Here is a 25,582-nt window from a genome sequence, read left to right on the forward strand (position 1 = left end):
GTTCAGCCGATCTGCGCGTTCTTGGAGACGGTGACCTCGTCGATGTCGGAGGTCCGCACGGTCACGTCGACCTGCCAGTCGCCGGCCATGGGGATCTGCACTCCGTTCGCGGACCAGTGTCCGGTCGCGAGGTGGTCGGGGACGACGGGCAGGGGCCCGATGTCCTTGGCTTTCAGGGTGAACTCGACCTTGACCTCGGGGATGTCGAAGGCCCGGCCGTTGGGACGCTCCACATAGACGTGCATCTCGTTGTCGCCCACCCGCGCGGGGTCGAGGTCGATCGTGACGATGCCCTTGCCGTCCTCGCCGCCGGTGTCGAACGGCATGTTCAGGGTCAGTGCGCCGGACGCGCCCGTGTCGGCGGAAGCGGACGCGGAGGACGAGGTGGCCGCCTTGGCCTCCTGCTCGGTGCGTCCCGGCTCGGTCTGCGTCAGCACGGTGGTGACGGCGAGCAGCACGACCGCGATGCCGGCTTCGGCCAGGACGGAGCGGCGCAGTCCGAAGCGGTTCGGGTCCGCGTCCCGGATCCGCTTGCGCTGTGCGGCGTCCCGGGCGGCCTGCTGCCGGGCGAGTTGCGCGGCGCGTTCGGTGTCGGCGGTTTCGGAGCCGGTGGACTCGGTTCCGGTGAGCTTGGGGCCGGTGGACTCGGGTCCGGTGGGCTCGGGGCCGGTCGACTCGGGTCCGGTGGGCTCGGGGTCGGGCTGCTCGTCGGTGTCGAGGCCGGGGGCGGCTTCGCCGTCCGCTCGCGCGCCGACCCGCTCCTTCTCCCGTACCTCCGGCTCCCGCACCTCCGGCGCCTCCACCGGTGCCCCCACCGGTGCCGTCTCCGCCAGCCGTCCCGTCCACCGGCGCGAGATCCACGCGACGCCGACCAGGACGACCACGAGGGCGATCTTGGCGAGGAGGAGCTGGCCGTAGCGGGTGTCGGTGAAGGCCGACCAGGAGCCGAGCTGGCGCCAGGACTGGTACGTCCCGGTCGCGATCAGGGCGAGGACGCTGCCGAAGGCGACCTGGGAGAAGCGGCGTACGGCCGGCGCGTCGAGGTGCGTCTCGGCGGGCGCGCGGTACAGGGCGACCAGCAGCGCGCCGAGTCCGCCGAGCCAGGCGGCGACGGCCAGCAGATGGAGCACGTCGACCGGCATGGCGATGCCCGCCTGGAGACCGACCGAGGCATGCTCGGACATCGCCCAGCTCGCCGCGAGCCCGGCCGCCACGACGACGCCGCCGATCGAGAGCCCGAAGGTCAGGTCCCTCTTCTCCCGGGCGTCCTCCCGCTTGTCGTACGCGCCGAACAGCACGGCGATGAACAGGGCCGCCGCGGCGAGCAGCAGCAGCCGGGACACCAGGGCCGCGCCGGTCTTGGTCTGCAGCACCTGCCCGAGCAGGGACAGGTCGAAGACGTCGGAGATCTTCCCGGAGCCCGTGAAGGAGCCGCGCAGCAGCAGCAGCGCGAGGGTCGCCGCGGTGAGTGCGACCCATCCGGAGACGACGTACCGCTGGATCGAGCGCACCCCGGAACCGCGCTGCCAGCAGGCGAGCACGAAGGCGGCGCCGCCGGCCATCACGATGAACCCGGCGTAGGACACGTACCGCCCGAAGCCGTACAGCCAGCCCACCACGCCGTCGTCCGTCGACTGCCCGGAGACCGACACGGACGTCTTGGAGGGGGCGCCGATGGAGAAGGTGTAGGCACCGGCGACGGGATGGCTGTCCGCCGAGACGACCTGATAGGCCACGGTGTACGTGCCGTCGGGCAGCCCCGAGTGGAGCGGCACGGCGTACGTCGTGCCGCTGACGTTGGCCGGTTTGGCCGTGTCGACGCGCTTGCCCTCGGGGTCGAGCACGCGCAGCGAGTCGTCGGACAGTGCGACCTGCTCGGAGAAGGTGAGCGAGATCCGGGCCGGGGCCTTGTCGACCACCGCCCCCTGCCCGGGGTCGCTGCCGGTCACCGCGGCGTGCGCGGAGGCCGGTCCGGCTCCGGCGAGCAGTGCGCAGGCCGCGGCCAGGAGCAGCAGCACCAGTGTCCGGACGCGGGGGGCGATGGTCTGTGTCACGGAGGTCCCTCCCTCAGTGTCCGGTCGTCGGGGTGTAGGTCGGCGGCTTCACCGGCATCTGGACCTTCACCGGGGCCGAGTGCGCGAAGTGCAGTTCGACGGAGACCGTCTGGCCTTCCTCGGGCTTGCTCTTCAGCTGCTCGAACATCAGGTGGTCGCCGCCGCTCTTCAGCTCCAGCCGGCCGCCTGCGGGGATCTTGAGGCTCTTGACCTCCTGCATCGCCCCGTCGACGGTCTCGTGCACGGTGACCTCTCCGGCGATGTCACTGGTGACGGAGGTGAGCTCGTCGGCGGCCCCGCCCTTGTTGGTGACGGTGAGGAAGCCGGCCGCCATGTCGTCGGACACGGGCTGCGGCATGTAGGCGGAGCCGGCGGACAGGTCCGGCTTCCCCGAGTCGTTCCCGCCGCCGGAGTCCGAGCCGCCGCAGCCCGCCAGAGCCAGGGTTCCCGCTATGACGAGGGCTGTCGGGACGAGCCGCCGCCTCACGGGTTCTCCCCCTTGACGATCTTGGGGAGGTCCTTGGTGTAGTCGTCGACCGTGGCGTCCTCGCCGTAGAGCACATAGCCGCCGTCGGTCTTCGGGGAGAACGCGATGACCTGGGTGCCGTGCTCGGAGATGAGCTTGCCGTTCTTGTCCTTGCGGGTCGGCTCGATGGAGATGCCGAGGGTGCGGGCGCCGGCCTGGATGGTCGGGAAGTCGCCGGTCAGGCCGATGAACTGGCTGTCGATGCCCTTGAGCCACTTGCCGAGCTCGGCGGAGGTGTCGCGCTTTGGATCCGTCGTGACGAAGACGACCCGGAGTTCGTCCTGCTCGGCCTTGGGCAGCTGCTTCTTGGCGACGGCGATGTTGTTCATCGTCAGCGGGCAGACGTCGGGGCAGTGGGTGTAGCCGAAGTAGATCAGCGTGGGCTTGCCCGCGGTCTCCTTGCGGAGGTCGTACTTCTTGCCCTGCGTGTCGGTGAGAACCAGGTCCGGCTTCTCGAAGGGCTTGTCGAGGACGGTGGCGGCCTTGTCGGAACCGGCCTCCTCGGACACCACGGAGACGGGCTTGCCGCTGTCGGCGCCGCTGCCGCAGGCGGTCAGGGTCAGGGAGGCGGCGGCGAGCAGCGCGGCCGCGGCGAAAATCTTGGTGCGCATAGAAAAATGTCCCAGATGTCGGTGGCCCGGCGCGCACCGGGGATGTCCCCGCCCGGGGGGCGGGGTTCCGGTGCGCGCCGTCAGCGGATGCGGCCTCAGGCGTCGGACCGCCGGCGCCCGGCGAGCACGCCGTAGGCGACGCCCGCCGCGCCGACCACGATGCCGACGATGCCCAGCACGCGAGCGGTGGTGTCGGTGCCGGCGGAGGAGGTGGAGTCGGAGGCGGTGGTGTCGGCGGAGGCCTTCTCGGCCGACTTGGCGTCGGAGTCCTCATCGGCGGACGAGCCGTGGTGCCCGTCCTCGGAGGCCGCGGACAGCTCCAGCACCGGGGCCGGGTTGTCGGGCTCCTCCTTGCCCTTCTGCGGCACCTCGATCCAGCGGACGACCTCCTTGTTGGAGTACGTCTGGAGGGCCTTGAAGGCCAGCTGGTCGGTGTCCTCGGGCAGCTGGCCGACGGAGAGCGGGAACTTCTCGAAGTAGCCGGCCTGGATCCCCTTGCCCTCGGCGGTCCAGGTGACCTTGGTGACGGCCTCGGTGATCTTCTCGCCGTGCATCTCCAGCGGCTTGTCCAGCTTGGACTTGGTGACGTCGATCTTCCAGCCCGGGATGGCCTGCGGCATGACGGAGGCCAGCGGGTGGTCGGTCGGGAAGTTGACCTCGAGCTTGGTGGTCGAGGCGTCGTCGCGCTCGTTGGGGACCTTGAAGTCGATGACCGCGTAGCCGCCCTTGGCGGCCGTGCCCTCGGGCTGCACGGTGACGTGCGCGAAGGCGGGGGCGGACAGGGCGAGAACGGTGATACCGGCGGCGGCACCGGCCGCGACGATACGGGAAGCCTTCATGGAAGGGGCACTCCGCTGTGAGTCGGTCTGGATGTGGAAGGAGGGATGCGCACACGCGCGTGCCGCACGACGGCGGCCCCTCCTCCGCGGGAGCGGAGTGGTGGTGGTCGCGTCGCGTCAGACGGCGAGGGCGAGTGCGGTCGCGGAAGCCGTGGCGGTCGGCGGGCCGCGCCGGATCACCGTGTGCTGGAGCGCCGCCGTGCGAGGCATCGGGGGCGCGGACCGAGTGGTGAGCGCCGGGCGCGGGCCGGCTTCCGGCACTCCCGGGAGCCCGGCGCGCAGGGCGCGGACCAGGGCGAGAGCGGCCCGCAGTGAGCGCATGAGCGTACCCTCGGCGACTCCCTGGGCCGACAGTGCCGACAGCTCGACGAGCCGCAGCAGAGCCAGGTCGCCGTGACGCAGCAGCCAGCCGGCGGCGAGCGCCGCGAGGAGGTGGCCGAGCAGCATCGGCAGGGACGGCCACAGCGACGCCGACGACCCGGACGCCGCGTCCGCGGCCAGATGCGTGTGCGCACCTGCGGGCGGCTGGATCCGGGCGTCGGTGAGGATCCTGTGGGCCTGCGCCGGGCTGATCGCCGCAGCCGTCGTGCCGCACACGAACCGCGCGGCCTGCTGGACCAGGGCGGCGTCACCCCCGCCCGTCGGCGCCGAGGACGTGACGGCGGCCGTGCCGTGCTGGCCGAGGCCGAACAGCGTGTGCAGCACCGTCTGGCCGATCGCGAGCAGTGCCGTGATCCCCGCCAGTGAGCGCGCTCGTCCCGCGAGGGGTGCCGCCACCGCGGTCACTCCGAGGAATCCGGCGCCCAGCGTCCACAGCGGGATGGTGTCGCAGGAGGCCAGTGCGTGACCTGCCCCGGCCAGCACGACGCAGACCGCGGCGAACACCGCGGCCCGCAGGATCCGGAGCATGTGTCCGGAGCGCGTCGCGCGCGCGTGGGGGGCAGTCATGGCGGGCTCATCATCGCACTGGCCCCGCAGGCCTCGTGCGGCAGGTCCACAAGATGCCGTACGACCGGAACATCATGCTCTGGCCCCGGGCGTCCCTGAATGGGGCGATAGCTTCCCCCACATACACCGATCAGGACCAGCGCGCATCCGCCGTATGGGCGGCGTCACGTCAACTTCACGCTTACACAGGGGGACTCGGGGCAATACGTAACGGTATGTCGAGCCGCAGCCAGGAGGCTGGAGCATGAGCATCTGGTGGTCACTCCATCTGCGGCGCGAAGCTGCGAGCGTGCCGCTGGCCCGCCGCCTCCTGATCGGCACGATGGAGACCGCGGGCGTCGACCCGGACATCTCCTACGACCTCTCCGTCGCCCTCAGCGAGGCGTGCGCGAACGCCGTGGAGCACGGCGGGGACACAGGGCGCGGCCCCGGCTCGGAGGCGTACCGGGTCACCGCGTACCTCGACGGCGAGAAGTGCCGGATCGAGGTCGCCGACGCGGGCCCGGGCTTCCCCGCGGTCTCCGCCGGCATGCCCCGCCTTCCCGTCCGCCCCGCTCAATCCGACGCGGAGAACGGCAGGGGGCTGTGTCTCATCGAGGAGCTCGCCGACCACGTCCACATCGGTAACAATCCGGGCCGGGGTGGAGCCGTGGTGAGCTTCGACAAGGTCCTGAAGTGGCGTTCCGACGCCCCGCTGATGGCAGTCTGACCTCGCGCGGCGGGACGGCGTTTCACGTGAAACAGGGCTGTTTCACGTGAAACACCGCTCGTGTTCGGTAGCCCTACAGGGCTCCAGCCCTGCAGCGCACCAGCCCTACAGTGCTCCCCAGTCCAGCGTCGTACGCGCCAGCCCCGCCACGTCCGTCAGCAGCGCCAGCCGCGCCGCCCGGACCGCCGGGTCGGGATCCATGACCAGCACCTCGTCGAAGAAGGTGCCGATCGCCTCGACCAGCGGGGCGGAGACCTCGATCAGCGCGCCGAGATCGTCCTCCCGCCCCTGCAGCGCCTGACGCACGGCCTGCGCGCTCTCGGCGAGGGCACGTTCGGCGGGCGCGGTCAGCAGGGACCCGTCGGCCGCCTCGACACCGCCCTCGGGCAGGATACGCACCACCCGCTGGAAAGCGGCGGCGAGCGCCTGGAACGCCTCGCTGTCGATGTGCCCTTCCAGCGTGGCGAGGGTGCGGTCGCCGTGGGCGGGCCGGTCGGCCCACACCAGTACGGCCTGGACGAGCCGGTGCTCGTGCCCGGCGTCCGTGAGCTGCTGCTCGTAGCGCCGGGTGATGAGCTCGGCGGCTTCGGCGACCCGCTCGGCGGGCACCTCGACTCCTTGCGCGGCGTAGCGGACGGCCGCCGCGCGCAGACCCTCGCTCACCCGCACCCCGGCCACGGCGGGTGCGCTCCGCAACACGTTGAGCAGCCCGATCGCGGCCCGGCGCACCCCATAGGGGTCGGAGCTCCCGGTCGGCGCGGCGTCGATCAGGAACATGCCCGTCACCAGGTCGAACCGGTCGGCGAGGGACAGCACGGCCCCCGCGTCCCCGGCCGGCAGGGCGCCACCGGCGGAGCGGGGCAGCTCCATCTCGGCCAGCGCGCGGGCGACCTCGTCGGACTCCCCGGCCCGGCGTGCGTACTCCTCGGCCATGACCCCGGCCAGGCCGGAGAACTCGATCACCATCTGCGAGGCCAGGTCGAACTTGGCGAGCGCGCCGGCCCGCCGCACGACCTCCACCGACTCCTCGGGGAGACCGGCCCGTCCGGCCAGGTCCTGGGCGAGGGAGGCGAGCCGGACGGCGCGGTCGGCGACCGTCCCCAGCCGGTCCTCGAAGGTCAGCTTGTCCAGCCGGCGCCGGAACTCCTCCGGCGCCACCTTCAGGTCCGCCCGCCAGAAGAACGCGGCGTCCTCGTAACGGGCCCGCAGCACCGCCTCGTTGCCGGCCCGCACCACGTCGTCGTCGCACAGGGCGTTGGCGAACGTCACGAAGTGCGGCATGAGCCGGTCGCCGTCCAGCACCGGCAGATAGCGCTGGTGCTTGCGCATCACGGTGGTCAGGACACTCGCGGGCAGTTCGAGGTAGCGCTCGTCGAACGAACCCCGCACGGCGTAGGGGAACTCCAGGATGTCGGTGATCTCGTCGATCAGCCCGGCCTGGTCCTCCACGTCGATGCGTCCACCCACCTCGGCGGCGGCCTCCAGGGCTCCGCGCACGACCGCGCCACGCCGGGCGTCCCGGTCGAGCAGGATGCCGTGCATGTGCAGGAAGTGCGGGTAACCCTCGGCGGAGGTCACCCGGACCTCCGGGTAGGGCGCCTGCCGCTGCACCCGCGTGGTGTCGCCGGCTGACAGCGAGGAGACCACCACGGGCAGGGGAGTACGGCCCAGCAGCGCGAGCAGCCAGCGCACGGGACGTGAGAACGACAGCCCCGGGTCGCTCCAGCGCATGTTGCGCCCGGCCCGCAGCCCGGAGACGACCTCGGCCAGCAGCTCACTGAGCACCTCGACGGCCGGACGCCCCTCTTCGTGACGGGTGACCGCCACGTACTCGACCCCGTTGGCCTCGACGACCCGCACGTCGGCCGGTTCGGCGCCCTGGCTGCGGGCGAAGCCCTGGAGCGCCGGGGTGGGGGCACCGTCCTTGTAGGCGGCGGCGACCTTGGGCCCGCGCACGGTCCGCATGGTGTCGCGCTCCCGCGGCTGCACACCGTCGACCGTGATCACGATCCGGCGCGGTGTGGCCATCACGTTGACCGCGCCGTGCCCCAGCCGGGTCGCGGCGAGCTTGGCCGTGACCGACTCACGCACCGCTTCGGTGGTGGCGGGGACGTCGGCGTACGGAAGTTCCTCCACACCGATCTCGAACAGCAGCGTCTCGACGCCGGGCACCTTGGGCAGCATCGCCCGCTCGGCCGGGGCGGGCGCCGCCGCACGCCCGAGCGGATGCTCCAGCGCGGCCCGCCGCCGTTCCCACAGCTTGGCCGTCTCATGCGTCAGCCCGCGCATCAGCGAGAACGCCTTGGCCCGCTCGGTGGTGCTGATCGCCCCGCGCGCGTCGAGCACGTTGAAGGTGTGGCTGCACTTCAGCACGTACGTGTACGCCGGGACGGGCAGCTCCAGGTCCAGCAGGCGCCGGGCCTCGGCCGCGTACGACTCGAACAGCCGGTGGTTGGTGTCGATGTCGGCGTCGTCGAGGTAGTAGCGGCTCATCTCGTACTCGTTCTGCCCGAACACCTCGCCGTAGGTGATGCCCGGCGCATAGGCGATGTCCTTGAAGTGGGACACGCCCTGAAGGTTCATCAGGATGCGTTCGAGGCCGTAGGTGATCTCCACCGACACCGGGTCCAGGGCGACGCCGCCGACCTGCTGGAAGTAGGTGAACTGGGTGATCTCCATGCCGTCCAGCCAGACCTCCCAGCCCAGCCCCCAGGCGCCGAGCGCGGGCGAGGCCCAGTTGTCCTCGACGAACCGCACGTCGTGCGCGTTCAGATCGACACCGAGGGCGCGCAGGCTGCCCAGGTACAGCTCCTGCGGGTTGCCCGGATCGGGCTTGAGGATCACCTGGAACTGGGTGTGGGTCTGGAGGCGGTTGGGGTTCTCGCCGTACCGCGAGTCGTCCGGCCGCACGCTCGGCTCCACGTAGGCGACGCTCCACGGCTCGGGACCGAGCACCCGCAGTGCCGTGGCCGGGTTGGCCGTACCGGCGCCGACCTCGGTGTTCAGCGGCTGCGTGATCATGCAGCCGTTGTCGCTCCAGTACTTCTGCAGGGTGAGGATGGCGTCCTGCATGGTCAGCGCCGTCGATACGTTCTTCATGATGATCGCGCCTGTTCCCCGAGTCGGACCGGCAAGGTCGGCCATGATCTCATACGTCAACTGGCGCTGACCTGCTGTTTCTTGACCGACCGGTCGGACGTGCGCGGGGAGGGCGGCAGGGGGTGCCACTGGAACGCCGTGGGCGGGCGCGGGTCGTGCGTGGCCGGTCGCGCAGTTCCCCGCGCCCCTGTGGGACGCGGTAAGCCAGGGGGCGATGTACAGGGGGCTCACAGCCGGGACCCATCCGTCTCATGGGTGACGCCCCTACATTCCCGGCCCATGACGGGAACGCAGTACGGGAACGGCCGTGAGGACCAGGCACTCGCGAGGGCCGCCGTCGGCGCCCTGGTCGGTCAGCTGGCCCTGGCGCCCAAGCCGGGCCTGCCCGATCCGCGGGAGCGCACAGCCCGGGACCACAGCACCCTGCGGTGGTCGGCCCGAGCACTGCTCCCCGGCCTCATCGCCATGGCCGCCACAGCCCGCCGCACAGGCGAGCCCAGCGCCCGCCTCCGCGCCGACCTGGGTGCGATCGGCCGCTCCACCGAACACACGGTGGCGCTGGCGGGCGGCGGCCACCGGGGCGCCCTGTGGACGCTGGGCCTGCTGGTGGCGGCGGCAGCCCTGCGGCCGGGAGCCGGGCCGGCCGACCTCACGGCCCTGGCCAAACAGCTGGCCGCCCACCCGGACCGCCGCGCCCCGCGCCGCCCCTCACACGGCTCCACGGTGTCGGCCCGCTACGGCGCGGCCGGTGCGAGAGGAGAGGCAAGGGCGGGATTCCCGCACGTCCGCCGCGCCCTGACCGCCCTCACCGCGGCCCGCGCTCAGGGCGCCACCGAGCCCCAGGCCCGGCTGGACGCCCTGCTCACGGTGATGTCCACCCTCCAGGACACCGAGCTGCTGTACACGGCGGGGCCCCGGGGGCTACGCCACGTCCAGGCAGGCGCGCGCGGTGTCCTGGACGCGGGCGGTACGGCGGCCGATCCGGGGGCAGTGGCGCTGTCAGCCCTGGACGCAGACCTTCAGGCGCGCGGCTGGGGTCCCAAGGGCAGCGCCCCTCTGCTGGCAGGCACGCTGTTCCTGGATGCCATAGGGGCGCGGGGAACTGCGCGATCAGCCCCCACGCACCCGCACCCGAAACTCAGCCCTTGAGCGACGCCATCCACGCCTCGACCTCGTCGGACCGCCGAGGCAGCGCCGCACTGAGGTTCCGGTTCCCGTCAGCCGTCACGAGGATGTCGTCCTCGATCCGCACTCCGATGCCCCGGTACTCCTCCGGCACGGTCAGGTCGTCGGCCTGGAAGTACAGGCCGGGCTCCACGGTCAGACACATCCCCGGCTCCAGGACACCGTCCACGTACGCCTCGACCCGCGCGGCAGCGCAGTCGTGGACGTCCATGCCGAGCATGTGCCCGGTGCCGTGCAGCGTCCAGCGCCGCTGCAGCCCCAGCTCCAGCACCCGCTCCACGGGCCCCTCGACGAGCCCCCACTCGACCAGCCGCTCGGCCAGCACCCGCTGGGCGGCGTCGTGGAAGTCGCGGTACTTCGCACCGGGCTTCACCGCCGCGATCCCGGCCTCCTGGGCCTCGTACACGGCGTCGTAGATCTTGCGCTGAAGGTCGCTGAACCGTCCGTTGATCGGCAGCGTGCGCGTCACGTCGGCCGTGTAGTACGTGTGCGTCTCCACACCCGCGTCGAGCAGCAGCAGCTCGCCCGAGCGAACGGCGCCGTCGTTGCGTACCCAGTGCAGCGTGCAGGCGTGCGGCCCGGCCGCAGCGATCGTGCCGTAGCCGACGTCGTTGCCCTCGACACGGGCGCGGAGGAAGAACGTGCCCTCGATGTACCGCTCGGAGGTCGCCTCGGCCTTGTCGAGGACCTTCACCACGTCCTCGAAGCCGCGCACGGTCGAGTCGACCGCCTTCTGCAGCTCGCCGACCTCGAACTCGTCCTTGACCAGGCGCGCCTCGGAGAGGAAGACCCGCAGCTCCTCGTCCCGCTCGGCGGTGACCTTGTCGGTCAGGGCCGACTCGATGCCGGCGTCGTAGCCGCGCACGACCCGCACCGGGCCGGTGGCCTCACGCAGGGTCCCGGCCAGCTCGCGCACGTCGGAGGCGGGGATGCCGTACAGCGTCCCGGCCTCGGTGAGGGAGTGGCGGCGGCCGACCCACAGCTCGCCCTGGCCGTCCAGCCAGAACTCGCCATTCTCGCGGTCGGAGCGCGGCAGGAGGTAGATCGTCGCCTCGTGGCCGTCACCCTTGGGCTCCAGGACCAGGACGCCGTCCTCCGTCTGGTTGCCGGTGAGGTAGGCGTACTCGACGGAGGCGCGGAAGGCGTACTCGGTGTCGTTCGAGCGGGTCTTCAGGTTGCCCGCGGGGATCACCAGACGCTCGCCCGGGAAGCGCGCGGAGAGCGCGGCCCGGCGGGCGGCGGTCTCGGCGGCCTGGGGGATGGGCTCGAGGTCGCGCAGCTCGGTGTCGGCCCAGCCGCTCTTCATGTTCTCGGCCAGCTCGTCGGACACGCCCGGGTACAGTCCGTTCTTCCGCTGCTTGATCGGCTCTTCGCTCTCGTCCGGGCCCGCTGCGTCAGCAGCAGAATCAGGCACTGCCGGGGTGAGCTCCTCCGCCACGGTCATCCTCCTCGATACGGCACTGGACCGTCCTCCACTGTACGGCGGCGCGGAAGCGGGCCCAGGCCCATGACGAGGGACGACGAGGAGGCCTACTCGAACCGGACCGCCAGCAGGACGACGTCCTCCGCACCGTCGGCGGCGTCCAGCCCGTCCGGCAGCACGCTCCGCAGCACATGGTCGGCGATCGCGCCGGGGTCACCGCGCAGGGCCCGCGGCACCGAGCCCGCCGCCGCGTGCAGCCGGGCGAAGGCGCGGTCGGTGCCCTCTCCGGTGCGGTGCAGCAGCCCGTCGGTGTAGAGCAGAACCGTCTCTCCGGGCTCGGCGAGGATCTCCACGCTGGGTGCCTCCCAGCAGGCGAGCATGCCCAGCGGGGCGGAGACGGAGGTCTCGACGAACTCGGTGCGGCGTGGCCCGATCAGCAGGGGCGGACTGTGCCCGGCACCGGCCAGTGTGATCTTGCGGGCGGCCGGTTCGCAGTAGCCGAACAGCGCGGTGGCCGACCTGGCCGGTTCGGTCAGGCGCAGCAGCAGTTCCAGGTCGGACAGGACGGCGACCGGGTCCTCCCCTTCCATCACGGCGTACGCGCGCAGGGACGCCCGCAGCCGCCCCATCGCGGCGACCGCGCTGGGCCCCGAGCCGGTGACGGATCCGACGGCGAGACCGAGGGCGGCGTCGGGCAGCGGCAGCGCGTCGTACCAGTCGCCGCCGCCGCGCGGTCCCGTGTGGTGCCGGGCCGCGAGCTGGACGCCGCCGACCCGGGGCAGCCGCGTGGGCAGCAGTTCGTCCGACATCGTGGCCATGGACGCGCGGGTGCGTTCCAGTTCGAGGAGGCGGGCCAGGTGCTCGGCGGCGTAGCGCACGTAGAGACCCGCGAGGTGGCGCTGCCGCTCGCCCGGTTCGGCGGGCTCGTCGTAGAGCCAGACGGCGGCGCCGAGGCGGACGGCGGTGTCGGCGGTCAGGGGGAGGGCGTAGCTGGCGGCGTAGCCGAGGCGGGCGGCGACGTCGCGGTGGCGGGGGTCCAGTCCCTCCTGGGCGAAGAGGTCGGGATCGGCGATGCCGCCCTCGTCGCCCGGCAGCCCGTCGAGGATCCGGCCGTAGGACAGGGCGCTGCGCGGCACGGTCTCGATGTGGCCGAGATCGGCGCGGGCGAGACCCAGGCCGATGGTGGTGTCGGGGCCGAGTCCGTCGCCGGGTTCCATGACGACGAGGCCGCGCCGGGCACCCACCAGGGCGGCGCCGGCCCGCAGCACTTCCTGGAGCGCGTTGTCGAGCGTGGTGGTGCGGGCCAGGCGTTCGGTGAGTTCGTGCAGGGTGGTGAGGTCGGAGACCCAGCCGGCGAGACGGTCCTGGAGCACGGCTCCGGCGGGGGCCGGGGGGTTCGCGGGTACGGCCGGGGACGAGCCCGCCGTCACGGGCGCGACAGTGTGTGCGGGTGCCGGAACCGTTGAATCGATTCCGGCCACTTTCGGAGGGTGCGGAGCGTTCATGGCGTCCGGCCTTCCAACCGGTACGTACTGCTCAAAAGCATCGCAAACCCCCATGTCATTCTGCGTCGCTAGCAGTGTCTCCACATGTACACGCACTCGTGAGGAGATGTCCAGCATTGTCCTGCTGGGATTCCTGGTGTCCGCGAGGTGCGAGGGAACAACTCTCCTTCCCCTTGCGGAAATGCAAAGTTGGCTTAAAACTGCCTCAGGGGACGGCTTATTGCGGTCGACTGGGCTTGCTCGACGGAGCGTCACAACGGTCGTGATGGGTACGTACTCGGTGAAGGCCAGGGGTGGTTGGGAACCACCCGGAACCTGGTGACGGAACCGGGCGTCCTATCCACCGACGACCGTGCCCCATCCTCCCGTGGCGGAGGCGGAGAGAAATACGCGCGACGGCAAACGCCATACTTCGCCACCCCTGCGCCACGCCCGTGCTTTCGGCAGACGCAGTATGGGCGGGACAGCCGCGGAGGCAGCCCGAAGCTCGACCCACAGGGGTTCCCCTTGCTTCAAGCAGGGGTGTGATGCGCCAACAGGTACGCACAGTGAAGTGATCGACACATGATGTGATGTGGACCACGGTGTTGCCAGGCGTGCAACGGAAAGGAACGAGCGCTCATGCGCGAGATCCTCGGAAGGCGACGCAGGCTCTTGTCTCAGCGCAGCGACGGGAAGCCTGAGCTGATCGACGCGGCCCTGACCTACGCGACGCAGTGGCAGTGGCCCGTACTCCCGGGCGTGGCGGCGGACCCGCAGGGCCACTCCCGCTGCAGCTGCCCCGACCCCGACTGCACGGTGCCCGGCGCGCACCCCTTCGACCCCGGCCTCCTCGCGGCCACCACCGACGAGCGCATGGTGCGGTGGTGGTGGGGCAACCGGCCGACGGCGCCGATCGTGCTGGCCACCGGCGGTCTCGCGCCCTGCGCGGTGTCGCTGCCGGCCCTCCCGGCGGCCCGCGCCCTCAAGGCGCTGGACCAGATGGGCATGCGCCTCGGCCCGGTCGTCGCCTCCCCCGCCCGCTGGGCGATCCTCGTCAAGCCGTACTCCATGGAGCAGCTCGGTGAACTGCTCTACGCCAAGGACTTCGTGCCCGGCTCGCTCCGCTTCCACGGCGAGGGCGGCTACCTGGCTCTGCCGCCCTCCGAGACGGGCCAGGGCGAGATCCGCTGGGAGCGCGCGCCGCTGCCCGGCTCGGCCTCGCCGTGGGTGCCCGATGTCGAGGCCGTGGTGGACGCCGTGGTCGAAGCCCTCACTCGTACGGGTGTGAGCGCGCCCGAGTTCTAGGGCCGTCGGGCGCGTTGAGCCCGGTGCCCGCCCGGGCGCGTTAAGTTCCGGAACCATGCGGCGTCACGCCCGGGGCCGCTCCCGGGACCCTCGAAAGATCAGGCTGCTCGCCCTCGCCGGCGTCGTGGCGACATGCGCGATCGCACTGCCGCTGGCGGTGGCGTCCGCGGGGCCGGTGGAGTCGGCCAGGACCGAACGGGCCGCGGATTCGGTGGGTGCGGGCGCCCGCACGTCCGGTTCCGGTTCCGACCCCCGCTCGTCAGGTTCCGGTCACGGCTCCGGCGCGTCCGGTTACGGCTCCCGCCCCTCCGGCTCCGGTGCGGACTCCCGCGCGCCGGGTTCCGCTGCCGTAGGGACTTCCCCACGCGCCGACGGCAAAGCGCCCGGGGCGTCCGCCGGCTCCCACGGTCTTCCGGTGCTCGGCCAGGGCCTGTCGACCGCCGTGCGCTGCGGTCCCGAACTCTCCTCACCCGACGGCGTCGAGGCGCAGACCTGTGTGGTGACGCAGGGCGTGGAGACCTGGGCGCGGACCTACTACCGCAATACGACGGGTGAGGCGCTGGACGCCGCACTGAGCCTGATGGGTCCTGGCGACCGCACGGTGCGGATGACATGTGCCCTGGCGGCGGAGGACGAGCCGGGGACGTGCGAGACGCCCCGGGAGCCCGCACGCGGGAATCCAGCGGCGTACACGGCCGTCGCGGAGTTCGCCGAGCGGGGCGGGCAGGGACCGCTGCTGCTGCGCTCGGGAAGCAACTAGCCTTCCCATACAGGTAGTTGAAGAGCCGCTGCGTTCCGTGAACGGAAGCGGAGACGCAAAGACCCGGTTGCTGGCGACGGGGGATGCACCAGCAACCGGGCTACAGGAACGGTAACAAGAGATCGGCGGTTCGCAAATTCGAACTCGCCTTTCCAGTCACCGACTGGCTTGTCCCCGACGGGAGTTGTGATCTGAAGGGGTCCCGGAAGCCGGCCGGCCGGTGGAGCGGCCGGCCTGACTCCGGGGCGGGGATCAGCTGAGCGTGACCTGCCGGTTGGTGAGGCCGCCGCGGGCGCGGCGCTCGTCCGCGGTGAGCGGCGCGTCCGTCGCCAGGGCGGCGGCGAGGCGCTCGGCGAACTCCGCCGCGGGCTTCTCCACGTCCTCGGCGGTGACCCCGCTGGGCAGGTCCCACACCGGCACCGTGAGACCGTGAGCGCGGAAGGAACCCACCAGCCGGGTGCCCTCGCCGAGGCTGGAACGGCCCGCGGCGTGCAGCCGGGCGAGGGCGTCCAGAAGCTGCTCCTCGGCATGCGGCATGACCCACCGCAGGTGGTTCTTCTCCGGCGTCTCGCACCAGTACGCGGCGTCCACGCCCTGGAGCTTGACGGTCGGGATGGCCGCGGCGTTGGCCCGCTCCAGGGAGGCGGTCACGTCGGGCGTGGCGTTCTCCGGGTCCGGCACCCAGAACTCGAAGCCGGTGTGCACTTCTGGCTCGAAGGCGCCGTCGGGGTCGAGCAGATCCTGCAGCCGCGGGCTGTCGGCCGGGGCGCGGCGGCCCTGGACGGGCGTGCCCGGCTTGGCCTCGAGGGCGCGCTGCAGGGTGTCGGCGAGGTCGCGGCTGATGTCGCCGGACGAGGTGTCGTTCTGCAGGCCGAGCAGGACCGAGCCGTCGTCGCGGCGCAGAGCCGGCCAGGCCATGGGCAGGACCGTGGCCAGGGTGACCGCCGGGACGCCCTCGGGCAGGCCGTCCTTGAGGGGCAGCTCGACCGTGGCCGCCGGGACCAGCTCGCGCAGGGCCACCCAGTCGCACTCGCCGGGCAGGCCCTCGAAGGGGCGGTGCACCAGCTCGGTCGCGGCGTGCGAGGCGGCCCGGCCGTGACAGGCCTTGTAGCGGCGGCCGCTGCCGCAGGGGCAGGGCTCACGAGCGCCGACGACCGGAACGTCTCCCTGGGCACCAGCGGTGCGGGCCCCGCCCGTGGTCTGCGGGCGCTTGGCCTTCGTCTGGGGTCGCTTCTTGGCCATCGATGGGTCTCCCGGTTACGGCTCGTCTCGTACGGTCGCGAGCCTAGCCGTTCATGCCCCGGGTCAAGGGGTCCTGTGGACAACACCCGACCCGCGCGGCGTATGCGCCCGGTCCCTCCGGTCTCAGTCGATGTCCTCGAAGGCGTCCGCGAAGTCCAGCCCGGGTATCTGGGAGACCGTGGGGGCGGCGACGCGCGTCGCGAAGTCGTCTCGGCGGTGGCCGGCGTCCGGATCGTGCACGTCGTCGTGGACGATGACCCACACGGTGACCTCACCGCGGATGTCGTCCCGTACGCCCCAGTCGTCGGCGAGGGCGGTGATGATGTTCAGCCCGCGGCCGCCGTGCGCCGTGACCGAGGGGGTCGCGGGGGCGGGGCGGGTCGGGCCGCCGCCGTCCGTGACCTCCACGACGAGCCGGCCGGCCGGCTCCACGCGCCACGCGGCACGCACGTCACCGTCACCGGACAGTGCGTCGCCCAGGGGTCTGCCGTGCTTGCAGGCGTTGCTCAAGAGCTCGGAAAGGATCAGTACGGCGTCGTCGATGACCGATTCCGCGACTCCACCTCCGCGCAACTGCGTACGCATCCGGTGTCTCGCTTTCCCCACGCCCGCAGGGCCATGGGGAACGGCCATGCTCGACGACGTGGGCACCTCCTGTGCCACCACCAACGCCACCCCCGAGACCTCCTTCGCCCCACGCCACGGTGTGGATGCCCCATTGGCCTGTACCGGAAACCGGCCAATCCACGTCCGGTGACGCATTCACCACGACCGAATACGGATCGAACGCGCCGGAGCACTCCCGGTAACCGCTGGCTGAAAATCATCGGTGTGGCCGAGAGGGGAGGATCCCGCCCGGCGTGGGGCGGGGTCAAGAGGTGTGCGTGGGTCTGGTGGGACTTGAGAGGTTGGTCGCGCCCGGTCCGACGTCGGCAGCCGGGCCGGCTCGGCAGATGACACGGCTCGGCAGATGCGTCGGCTCAGCGGCCGCCGGGCCGGCTCAGCGGCCGAGCTGCTCCAGCACCGCGCGCGGGCGGTTGGTGATGATGGCGTCGACGCCCAGCGCGACGCAGTGGTCCACGTCCTCGGGCTCGTTCACCGTCCACACGTGCACCTGGTGGCCGGCCTGCTTCAGCCGCTCGATGTACGTGGGGTGGTTGCGCACGATGCGAAGGGAGGGGCCGGCGATCCGCACACCCGGGGGCAGCCGTCCGTCGCGCAGCCGGGGTGAGAGGAACTGCGTCAGGTAGACCGTCGGGAGGGTCGGCGAGGCGGCGCGCACGCGGTGCAGCGAACGGGCCGAGAAGCTCATGACCCGCACCTGCGACTCCGTCGCCGAGGCCGGGGCGTCGAGCCCGAACCGCTTCAGCAGCAACAGCAGCCGGTCCTCGACCTGCCCGGCCCAGCGCGTGGGGTGCTTGGTCTCGACGGCCAGTTCCACGCGGCGCCCGGCGTCGGCGACGAGTTCCAGCAGTCGCTCCAGGGTGAGTACGGAGGTCGCCTCGCGGTCCTCCGGGCGGTGCTCCCAGTCGGGTTCCTCGTCGCGTCCCTTCCAGGCCTCGCCCTTCTTCCAGGAGCCGAAGTCCAGGGCGGCGAGATCGGCCAGCTCCAGCGCGGAGACCGCACCGCGGCCGTTGGACGTACGGTTGATCCGGCGGTCGTGGACACACACCAGGTGGCCGTCGGCGGTCAGACGCACATCGCATTCGAGGGCGTCCGCGCCGTCCTCGATCGCCTTGGTGTACGCGGCCAGGGTGTGTTCCGGGGCGTCCTCGGAGGCTCCGCGGTGGGCGACGACTTGAATCACGTGCTGTCGTGCGTGGGTCACCGCGTCATGGTGCCACCGAGTGCGGGTACGCGTCCGGTCGGACGGACTCGACGGAGACGCAGGTCCGGACGGAGGCGCTGGGATTGCATCCTTTTCGCCCTTGATGACCTATATAAAGAATGGCCTCGGACGCACAGCCACCGCTTATGGTGCCCTGACGGCCTGTGGGAAAAGCTGACGGCATACAAAGGGACAAGCTCAGCTGTATCGCGCCGGACCCGTCGACGGCGTGAAAAGCGTGAACGCATGCGACCCGGAAACGGCCGTGGATCTAGGAGAGAAGCTGTGAGCACCGAGAACGAGGGCACCGCGGTACCCCCCGCCCCGTCCGCACCCCCCGTGCCGGTGGACGCTCCCGCTGCTCCGGCACCCCAGGGACAGGCGCCCCAGGGACAGGCGCCCCAGGGACAGGCCCCCCAGGGGCCGTACGGACAGGACGCCCAGGGGCAGGTCCCCCAGGGGCAGGGCGGCGCAGGCCACCCCGGCGCCTCCTCTTCGGCCCCCGACCCGTCCTGGCCCCCGCCCCCGCCGCCGACCGCCCCGTACGGCGACGGTGGCTCCGGCTCGGGTGGCTGGGGTTCGTCGTACCAGCAGCCGGCACCGCCGTCCGGTCGCAGGCGCGGCGGTCTGGTGGCGGCGGTCCTGGTCGCCGCGCTGGTCGCGGGCGGCGTGGGCGGCGGGCTCGGGTACGTGCTGGCGAAGGACAACGACGAGAGCACCGGTTCGACGACGGTCTCGGCCTCCTCGAACGGCGGCGACGTCAAGCGTGACCCGGGCACGACCGCGGGTGTCGCCGCCAAGGCGCTGCCGAGCACGGTCACGATCGAGGCCGAGAGCACCAGCGGCGAGGGCGGCACCGGCACCGGCTTCGTCTTCGACAAGCAGGGCCACATCGTCACCAACAACCACGTGGTGGCGGACGCGGTGGACGGAGGCAAGCTGACGGCGACCTTCCCCAGCGGCAAGAAGTACGACGCCGAGGTGGTCGGCCACGCGCAGGGCTACGACGTGGCGGTCGTCAAGCTCAAGAACGCCCCCTCCGACCTGAAGCCCCTCACCCTCGGCGACTCGGACAAGGTGGCCGTCGGCGACTCGACCATCGCGATCGGCGCCCCCTTCGGCCTGTCGGACACGGTGACGACGGGCATCATCAGCGCCAAGAACCGCCCGGTCGCCTCCAGCGACGGCAGCGGCAGCCAGGCGTCGTACATGAGCGCCCTGCAGACCGACGCCTCGATCAACCCGGGCAACTCCGGCGGTCCGCTGCTGGACGCGCAGGGCAATGTCATCGGCATCAACTCCGCGATCCAGTCCACCGGCAACGGCGGCTTCGGCACGGGGCAGTCGGGTTCGATCGGCCTGGGCTTCGCCATCCCGATCAACCAGGCCAAGTACGTCGCCCAGGAGCTGATCAAGAACGGCAAGCCGGTGTACGCGAAGATCGGCGCGTCCGTCTCCCTGGACGACGGTTCCGACGGTGCGCAGATCACCGACAAGGGCGCGGGCGGTGCGGCACCGGTCGAGCCGGGCGGCCCGGCGGCCAAGGCGGGTCTCAAGCCGGGCGACGTCATCACCAAGCTCGACGACCGGGTGATCGACTCCGGCCCGACCCTGATCGGTGAGATCTGGACCCACCAGCCCGGCGACAAGGTCACGATCACCTACGAGCGCGGCGGCAAGCAGCACACGGTCGACGTCACGCTCGGCTCCCGCGTCGGCGACAACTGACCCCCACCTGCCCGCGCCGACCCGTTACCCTTGTCCCCGCGCCGCCGATCACGGCCGGCGCGGGGAGGCGTGCCCGAGCGGCCGAAGGGAACGGTCTTGAAAACCGTCGTGGCAGCGATGTCACCGTGGGTTCAAATCCCACCGCCTCCGCGTGGTGAGCAGTGAGAACGGCCCCTGACCTGGGTGTTTGGTCAGGGGTCGTTCTCATGTCGGGACACCGTGGCCAACCGGTGATCACCGTGGTTTCCCGCTGGATCGGGCACGGCAGGGGCACGCGCGGGCGATCTCCCAGGCGAGCGGCTGTGGGCTCCTGAGCCGTCCGCCTAGCGACTGATCGGGACCTCGTAGACGATTTCGCACAGAGCGGCGGGCACCACGATGTCCGCAGTCTCCACGGGCCGTCCCTGGTCGCTGTAGTACGTCCGCCGGATGTGTGTGACCAGGGCGCCCTTCTGGATGCCCAGGAGCGACGCCTCCTCGGTGGTCGCCTGCCGCGGCTCCGGCTGCTCCACGGCATGGCTGACGTTGATGCCGATCTCGGCCATGCGGTTCACGACGCCCACCCCGGCGTGCGGTCCTCCCTCGGGGAGGACGACGAGCGTGCCGGCGGTGACGTCGTACGGTTCCCAGCTCGTCGACAACTGCACCGGCCTGCCGTCGGCGAGGAACTCGTACGCCGTGCGGACGCACAGGGCACCTTCGGCGATACCGAGACGCGCTGCGATCTCTGCCGGGGCCGGGACCTTGGCGTCGGTCCGGCTCTCCCAGTCGCCTTGCCTGCCGACAGCCTTCATGTCCGAGCGGAACGGGGAGCCGTCGGGCTGCTCGCGCGCCGATGAACGGACCACGCGGACGCGTTGCCGGGGCTCGGCGACGTACGTGCCCGATCCGGCGCGGCCCTCCAGTACGCCCTGGGAGATCAGCAGTTCCTGGGCCCGGCGGACCACGTTGTCGCCCACCTCGTACTCCTGGGCGATCTGGGCGCGGGAGGGGAGTCGGTCTCCCGGCATCCACTCGTGCTCCGCGATCCGCTGCCGGAGTCGGTCGGCGATGCGGAGATAGGGCGGCTGCTCAGGCATATGGAAAATCTAGTCCACTAGCTCTAATCTAGTTAACTAGCTTTACTTAAAGTGATCACCGGTGGCCGGAGGATGCCCTGTGCCTGCTTCAGAGGTGAGCGCGGAGGCCATCGCGGCTCGGTTATCCGCCGTCGGACTCGCCGCGCGTGTGGGGGAACGCGACGGCTGCACGGCCATCGAGGCGGAGGTGCCCGAACCACTCTCCGCAGAGTCATGGCGGGAGGTCCTGGAAGCGGTGGCTGGAGCCGACCGATTCGGGCTCCTCGCCACCAGCTCGAACGACCGCACCCTTTGGGCGGTCGTACGCAAAGCGGTCCCCGCGACGGGCGATGTCGGGGGACCAGGCCATCAGCGATAGGAGCTGAGCAGCGTGTTCGATCGTATCCGCCGTACCGTCTCGCACGTCAGGGAGCGGTACCTCCACAAGGGTCGGCACCGCCGCCCCGCAACGCCTGTGCGCCCGTCGGCCGCTTCTCCTGGGGTTGCCTACGGGGCACCGCTGTTCCTGCGACAGCGTCGCGAGGACACGGGCGTTCTCAAGGGCGAGGAGACCGCGCTCGTCCGTCCGTACGTGCTGGCCAGTGAGGAGCTCGCGCGGCATCGTTCGACGGCCGTGCACTGCCCTCCCTTCGCCGGTCCCTGGTTCGCTTCGGCGGGTGACCGTTGATGCCTCCTCGCCAACGCCCCCTCACCGTGCAGGTGGGGGCCGACTCCTACCGGTCGAGCTCCTGCCGGATCGGTACGCACGACGCATGCGCAGAGTCGTCCCCAGTCACTGCACCGGTTGATGTACCGGTGATCTACGAGGTCTGCGGCTGCTCGTGCCACAAGACCGTCAGCCGGGAAGTGCCGACGGAGGCGGCGCGGTGAGGGCAGGAGCACTCAGTGGCGTGCTGCTCTCGCCCGTCGAGATCACATCGGTCAGCGTGCAACGCGGTGACGTCATCCAGGTCGGAGGCCAGGAGTGCCGGGTGGCCGACCTCTTCCAACTGCCCGGTGGCACGAAACGACTTGTGTTCGACTCGGGCGAGTTGCTGACCATGCACACGGGGACTCGGCTCATCGCCCTGCGGCTGATGAGAGCGCGAGGCGGTGATCCAGCCAATGCCTTCGCGTCGCGACGCTATCGCCGATGACCTCCGAGACGGGATCGCCACCGGCCGGATCAAGCCCGGTGAACGCCTGCCCTCTGAGGCCCACTTGGCGGCGCAGTACAGGGTCAGCACACCGACGCTGCGGAGTGCCCTCGCCGTGCTCCAAGTGGAGGGCCTCGTCGAGAAGGTCCACGGCAAGGGGAACTTCGTTTGTCCTCCCATCCGCAGAGTCACGTACGTCGGCGGGTGCCGTAGGTCCGACGGACAGGCCGCCGCCGAGGCGGCTCTGAGCATCACTGTCCAGGCCACGAAGCTTCGGGCTCGCGGGCATCTGGCGACCTTGCTGGAGGTGTCGGCCAGTAGCTCGCTGACCGAGTTCCTCTGTCTCAGCAATGAGGGGGAGAGGCCGCACAGCCTGGCTCGCATCTACGTCCCTTGCGACCTGGTGCCGGCCGCCGCGCTCCGCGGCTCACTCTCGTACGCGGGCGTGATGACGCGACTGAGGCAGGTTCGCCCGCCGCTCGCTGAAGTCCGGGAGAGGGTCAGCGTTCGACTCCCGAGCCCGGAGGAGGCATCCACCCTTCGGATCAGCTCTGCCCTGGCGGTCCTCGCCGTCACACGCCAGATGGCCGACAGGGTGGGGCGCGTGGTCGAGGCCGCGCTCCTGGTGCTGCCGGGGGACCGTGCTGACGCGGTGTTCACCACTCCGTACGTGATCGACGAGAGGCAGGCTGAAGGATGACGACGTCGAACGAGCTGCGGCTCCTGCCGTGGACGGGGCCCGAGGGCAAGCCTTGCTTCCTCAGCACCGATGGCAGCGACGGCCACGTGTCCCGCCTGGCCGACAGCATCGAGTCTGTGCAACTCGGCGTGGCGGCTGAACTTCTGGACCAGGCGTTAGACGTACTCGCCGACGCGGATACCGAGTTGGACGAGCTGCGACTCTTGGCGAAGGACCTGACGGGGGCTTTGAGGGACACGCTCCGCGTAGCGATCAGCCGTGGTCACCGCCTGGCAACGTCTGGGTAGCACTGCCCCCAAAGAGGGGTAGCTCAGAAGGGAATCCTCTTGAGCTACCCCTCTTCTCGGTGTCCTCGGTCGTCACCGAGCGCCCTCGGATGCCCTCGGGCAGCATGCAACTTCTGATCCGTAGCTCTAGCAGGACCGGTCGTTGGCGGTCACACCGGTCGCGCTGTGGCTCTGGAACGCTACTGGACGTGGCACGTTGCTGGGGTTGCCGTACATCGCTGCTGTACCGACCCCGCGAAGAGAACGGTCGTTAGGGCGAGAACATCGGCGTACACACTCACCAACTCAGCCGCCGCCTTCCACGTGATCACAACGACTAGCACCACCGTGATCACCCACGACTTCGAGCCGGGGTTTGACAGCTTCCACGGGGGAAGGGTCACACTCATCCTTGAACCTCCTGAGGTTCGGTGCCCACTCGGTCGCCTCGCCTGGAAGCCTGGGCGACTGAGTGGGCTTTTCTTGGCCCAAGATGGGAGCCATCGGGGGTTTCTTGGGATCGGCGCTGCGCGCTGGCCGCTATCCCCGGTGAGTCATTGACTATGAACCGGAAGAACGCCCTTCGCTTTCAGGCGCACGACCACCCCTCCCCCTCTTCTGGGGTGCGGCTAGCGCCGCACAGCAGGATTCTGTGGCATGCTGAGGAGAACTGCAACTGGCCAGGTCAGGGGCATAGTGCCCCTTCAGTATTAGTTGCGGACTTAGTTCGGGACTTAGTTGTCATTTAAGTCCCGAACTAAGCTCCAAGGTGAAATCGCGCGCCAACTTTTCCAAATCTGATCACGAGCGAGAATCGTGAATCGTGGATTCTGATTGACTTCGCAGATTCGCTTGAAAAATATCTACGGTGAATCCATTTGGTGAATTAAAAGCGCGGTACACATTCGGGTGGCCGAAGTGTGGCGCACCGTGCCGAGCGGTTGGTGGAGCGGCTTTGGGCTGGAGCTGCTTTGGGGCGAGTGATCATGGCCCCGTAAGCTTCCGGCGCGTCGGGCAGTCTGTGGACCTGCCCGTTAAAGCACGACGTTGGGGCCATGATCTTAGAGGCTCGCCCCAAAGTGGCTGCCTAAAGCCGTGGAGCCGACCGCCCCAGCCACAGAGGGTGTCTCCCACTTCATGCCCGCAGTCGCCGAGCGCGCCGCCGGGCGCGGCCAGCCGGGGCGAAGACAGGAGGCAGGCCGCGCCGCAGAGGCGGCGCGCGCCCGCGCCGTGCGCGGGCCTTGATGAAGTAGGGAAAGTCTTATCCCGCTGGGATGAGGTGCCTGCCGTCGTGGCTCCGTACGTGTGGGCCACTGCCGTCCAAGGCGTCCAAGAGCCTGATCGCGAAGACCTCGGACATGCGCTCGCTGACTTCGTCGGGGGTGAGCCAGGAGACAGCCGTGGACTCGCTCGAGGTGCGCTCGGTGCCGCCAGAAGGCTTGCAGCGGAAGACCAGGGCCACGACGCCTCGGGTCGTGTTCTTGTAGACGCCGGTGAGTTCGTCGACCTCGACGTGGATACCTGTCTCCTCCAGGACCTCGCGGGCGACACCGGCCTCGGGGGTCTCCTCGAGTTCGAGCACACCGCCGGGAAGCTCCCACGTGCCGTTGTCGGCTCGGCGGATCGCCAGGAGGCGGCCGTCCTCGCGCACCACTACCCCGGCTACGGATACGGAGTGCAGCGGCGTCGACGTTGCTTCCTGTGGTTGACTCATGTAGAGGAGCATAGGAGGCAGAGAACGGCTATGGGAACTGCGGTAGGAGGGGGCAGGTCCGGGCCTCGGTACGTACAGATCGCTGACGAGATTGTGCAGCAGATCCGGGCGGGTGTTCTCAAGCCTGGTGACATGGTGCCGAGTGAGTCGGAGCTGGTGGAGCGCTACGGCGTCTCCGGTGGCACGATCCGTAAGGCCATGGTCGAAGTGCGTGCGAGCGGGCTTGTCGAGACCCGGCACGGCAAGGGCTCGATCGTGAAGGACCGGCCGCCGGTGCGGCACCGCTCCTCCGACCGTTTCCGGCGCTCGCTCCGGCAGGGTGGCAAGGCCGCGTATCTCGCGGAGTCCGCACAGTCCGGCGCCACTGCCAAAGTGAGTGTTCTCTACATCGGCCCCATGGAGGCCCCCGAGGATGCCGCCCGGCGTCTCGGCGTCACCGCCGGCACTCAGGTGCTCGCTCGGCGGCGCCTCTACTTCCGCAACGGCACTCCGGTCGAGACCGCCACCTCGTACCTTCCGTGGGAGGTCGTGAAGGAGATCCCGGAGCTGTTTGCCGAGAACCCCGGTGGCGGGGGCATCTATGCCCGACTCGAAGAGCACGGGCACGAGTTCGCCGAGTTCGTCGAGTCGCTGCAAGCGCGTGCGGCTTCCAAGGCGGAGGCGTCCGAGCTGGCACTCAGCCCTGGTGCGCCGGTGGTTCACCTGATCCGGGAGGCCCGGACGACGGCGGGGCTCGTGGTTGAGGTCTGCGACACGCTCATGGCCGCTGACCAGTTCGTTTTCGAGTACCGGATCCCTGCCGCCGACTGACGTCCGCTCAACTTCTCGCAACCCGTCGCGACTTCGCAGCCGCGGCGGGTTGACTCATGTACAGGAGTCAGGCACTCTTCTTCATGTCACTCATATACATGAGTGAAGGAGTCCAGCCTGTATAGAGGAGCTA

The 25,582-nt window shown here is 70.6% G+C and carries 23 protein-coding genes and 1 tRNA gene; 11 read left to right on the top strand and 13 right to left on the bottom strand.

Going from position 1 to position 25,582, the window contains the following annotated elements:
- Positions 1–2: 2 nt before the first annotated feature.
- The 5 genes from ACFCXS_RS26375 to ACFCXS_RS26395 all read right to left on the bottom strand — a co-directional run bounded on the left by ACFCXS_RS26375 (position 3) and on the right by ACFCXS_RS26395 (position 4,978).
- Complete coding sequence (locus ACFCXS_RS26375) at positions 3–2,054, bottom strand: copper resistance CopC/CopD family protein (RefSeq protein WP_376645791.1); 2,052 nt, start codon at positions 2,052–2,054, stop codon at positions 3–5.
- A gap of 13 nt (positions 2,055–2,067) precedes the next feature.
- Positions 2,068–2,541, bottom strand: coding sequence for a copper chaperone PCu(A)C (locus tag ACFCXS_RS26380; RefSeq protein ID WP_376645792.1), 474 nt, complete (start codon positions 2,539–2,541; stop codon positions 2,068–2,070).
- A complete protein-coding gene (locus ACFCXS_RS26385) occupies positions 2,538–3,191 on the bottom strand; it encodes an SCO family protein (RefSeq protein WP_376645793.1) in 654 nt (217 codons plus the stop codon). The genes ACFCXS_RS26380 and ACFCXS_RS26385 overlap by 4 nt, the downstream gene beginning before the upstream one ends.
- Positions 3,192–3,286: 95 nt before the next feature.
- A complete protein-coding gene (locus ACFCXS_RS26390; RefSeq protein WP_376645794.1) occupies positions 3,287–4,030 on the bottom strand; it encodes a YcnI family protein in 744 nt (247 codons plus the stop codon).
- A 117-nt stretch (positions 4,031–4,147) separates the two neighbouring features.
- Complete coding sequence (locus ACFCXS_RS26395) at positions 4,148–4,978, bottom strand: hypothetical protein (protein ID WP_376645795.1); 831 nt, start codon at positions 4,976–4,978, stop codon at positions 4,148–4,150.
- A gap of 244 nt (positions 4,979–5,222) precedes the next feature.
- On the opposite strand from ACFCXS_RS26395, the gene ACFCXS_RS26400 reads away from it, so the two are divergent.
- Entirely contained in the window at positions 5,223–5,687 is a 465-nt protein-coding gene (locus ACFCXS_RS26400; protein ID WP_376645796.1) for an ATP-binding protein, read from the top strand.
- A 105-nt stretch (positions 5,688–5,792) separates the two neighbouring features.
- On the opposite strand, the gene ACFCXS_RS26405 is transcribed toward ACFCXS_RS26400, so the two are convergent.
- Complete coding sequence (locus ACFCXS_RS26405) at positions 5,793–8,786, bottom strand: glycine--tRNA ligase (RefSeq protein WP_376645797.1); 2,994 nt, start codon at positions 8,784–8,786, stop codon at positions 5,793–5,795.
- A gap of 279 nt (positions 8,787–9,065) precedes the next feature.
- Between ACFCXS_RS26405 and ACFCXS_RS26410 the strand changes: the two genes are divergently transcribed.
- On the top strand, positions 9,066–9,935 hold the full coding sequence (locus ACFCXS_RS26410; RefSeq protein ID WP_376645798.1) for a triphosphoribosyl-dephospho-CoA synthase: 870 nt from the start codon (positions 9,066–9,068) through the stop codon (positions 9,933–9,935).
- On the opposite strand, the gene ACFCXS_RS26415 is transcribed toward ACFCXS_RS26410, so the two are convergent.
- Together ACFCXS_RS26415 and ACFCXS_RS26420 are read right to left on the bottom strand one after the other, a co-directional pair.
- Positions 9,925–11,409: an aminopeptidase P family protein gene (locus tag ACFCXS_RS26415; RefSeq protein ID WP_376645799.1), complete on the bottom strand. Its 1,485-nt coding sequence runs from the start codon at positions 11,407–11,409 to the stop codon at positions 9,925–9,927. The genes ACFCXS_RS26410 and ACFCXS_RS26415 overlap by 11 nt on opposite strands.
- Before the next feature lie 92 nt (positions 11,410–11,501).
- Positions 11,502–13,016, bottom strand: a complete 1,515-nt coding sequence (locus ACFCXS_RS26420) for a PP2C family protein-serine/threonine phosphatase (protein ID WP_376645800.1) — start codon at positions 13,014–13,016, stop codon at positions 11,502–11,504.
- Between the two features lie 504 nt (positions 13,017–13,520).
- Here ACFCXS_RS26420 and ACFCXS_RS26425 point away from each other — a divergent pair.
- Complete coding sequence (locus tag ACFCXS_RS26425) at positions 13,521–14,186, top strand: bifunctional DNA primase/polymerase (protein WP_376645801.1); 666 nt, start codon at positions 13,521–13,523, stop codon at positions 14,184–14,186.
- A 55-nt stretch (positions 14,187–14,241) separates the two neighbouring features.
- Positions 14,242–14,946, top strand: a complete 705-nt coding sequence (locus tag ACFCXS_RS26430) for a hypothetical protein (RefSeq protein WP_376645802.1) — start codon at positions 14,242–14,244, stop codon at positions 14,944–14,946.
- Positions 14,947–15,198: 252 nt separating this feature from the next.
- Here the strand turns inward: ACFCXS_RS26430 and ACFCXS_RS26435 are convergent, their stop codons facing one another.
- The 3 genes from ACFCXS_RS26435 to ACFCXS_RS26445 all read right to left on the bottom strand — a co-directional run bounded on the left by ACFCXS_RS26435 (position 15,199) and on the right by ACFCXS_RS26445 (position 18,016).
- The gene (locus ACFCXS_RS26435) at positions 15,199–16,188 is read right to left on the bottom strand and encodes a DUF5926 family protein (RefSeq protein WP_376645803.1); all 990 of its coding nucleotides are present in this window, start codon (positions 16,186–16,188) and stop codon (positions 15,199–15,201) included.
- A gap of 123 nt (positions 16,189–16,311) precedes the next feature.
- A complete protein-coding gene (locus ACFCXS_RS26440; RefSeq protein ID WP_376645804.1) occupies positions 16,312–16,950 on the bottom strand; it encodes an ATP-binding protein in 639 nt (212 codons plus the stop codon).
- A 238-nt stretch (positions 16,951–17,188) separates the two neighbouring features.
- Positions 17,189–18,016, bottom strand: coding sequence for a glycerophosphodiester phosphodiesterase (locus ACFCXS_RS26445; RefSeq protein ID WP_376645805.1), 828 nt, complete (start codon positions 18,014–18,016; stop codon positions 17,189–17,191).
- Between the two features lie 285 nt (positions 18,017–18,301).
- Here ACFCXS_RS26445 and ACFCXS_RS26450 point away from each other — a divergent pair, with 285 nt between their 5' ends.
- Complete coding sequence (locus ACFCXS_RS26450) at positions 18,302–19,744, top strand: S1C family serine protease (RefSeq protein WP_376645806.1); 1,443 nt, start codon at positions 18,302–18,304, stop codon at positions 19,742–19,744.
- A 63-nt stretch (positions 19,745–19,807) separates the two neighbouring features.
- Positions 19,808–19,894: transfer RNA gene (locus ACFCXS_RS26455), tRNA-Ser, on the top strand.
- A gap of 173 nt (positions 19,895–20,067) precedes the next feature.
- Here ACFCXS_RS26455 and ACFCXS_RS26460 read toward each other — a convergent pair.
- The gene (locus ACFCXS_RS26460; RefSeq protein WP_376645807.1) at positions 20,068–20,823 is read right to left on the bottom strand and encodes a GntR family transcriptional regulator; all 756 of its coding nucleotides are present in this window, start codon (positions 20,821–20,823) and stop codon (positions 20,068–20,070) included.
- Between the two features lie 79 nt (positions 20,824–20,902).
- Between ACFCXS_RS26460 and ACFCXS_RS26465 the strand changes: the two genes are divergently transcribed.
- The 4 genes from ACFCXS_RS26465 (at position 20,903) to ACFCXS_RS26480 (ending at position 22,946) form a co-directional block, all read left to right on the top strand.
- Positions 20,903–21,181 (top strand): hypothetical protein, encoded by a 279-nt coding sequence (locus tag ACFCXS_RS26465; RefSeq protein ID WP_376645808.1) that lies wholly within the window; start codon positions 20,903–20,905, stop codon positions 21,179–21,181.
- A gap of 12 nt (positions 21,182–21,193) precedes the next feature.
- Complete coding sequence (locus tag ACFCXS_RS26470; RefSeq protein WP_376645809.1) at positions 21,194–21,490, top strand: hypothetical protein; 297 nt, start codon at positions 21,194–21,196, stop codon at positions 21,488–21,490.
- Between the two features lie 437 nt (positions 21,491–21,927).
- Entirely contained in the window at positions 21,928–22,659 is a 732-nt protein-coding gene (locus ACFCXS_RS26475; protein WP_376645868.1) for a GntR family transcriptional regulator, read from the top strand.
- Positions 22,656–22,946, top strand: coding sequence for a hypothetical protein (locus ACFCXS_RS26480; RefSeq protein WP_376645810.1), 291 nt, complete (start codon positions 22,656–22,658; stop codon positions 22,944–22,946). Before ACFCXS_RS26475 ends, ACFCXS_RS26480 begins: the two co-directional genes overlap by 4 nt.
- 1,240 nt (positions 22,947–24,186) lie before the next feature.
- Here ACFCXS_RS26480 and ACFCXS_RS26485 read toward each other — a convergent pair.
- Positions 24,187–24,651: an NUDIX hydrolase gene (locus ACFCXS_RS26485; protein ID WP_376645811.1), complete on the bottom strand. Its 465-nt coding sequence runs from the start codon at positions 24,649–24,651 to the stop codon at positions 24,187–24,189.
- Between the two features lie 18 nt (positions 24,652–24,669).
- On the opposite strand from ACFCXS_RS26485, the gene ACFCXS_RS26490 reads away from it, so the two are divergent.
- A complete protein-coding gene (locus ACFCXS_RS26490; RefSeq protein ID WP_376645869.1) occupies positions 24,670–25,449 on the top strand; it encodes a GntR family transcriptional regulator in 780 nt (259 codons plus the stop codon).
- The last annotated feature ends 133 nt before the right edge of the window (positions 25,450–25,582 follow it).

Source organism: Streptomyces sp. NPDC056373, assembly GCF_042262425.1.
Lineage (GTDB): Bacteria > Actinomycetota > Actinomycetes > Streptomycetales > Streptomycetaceae > Streptomyces.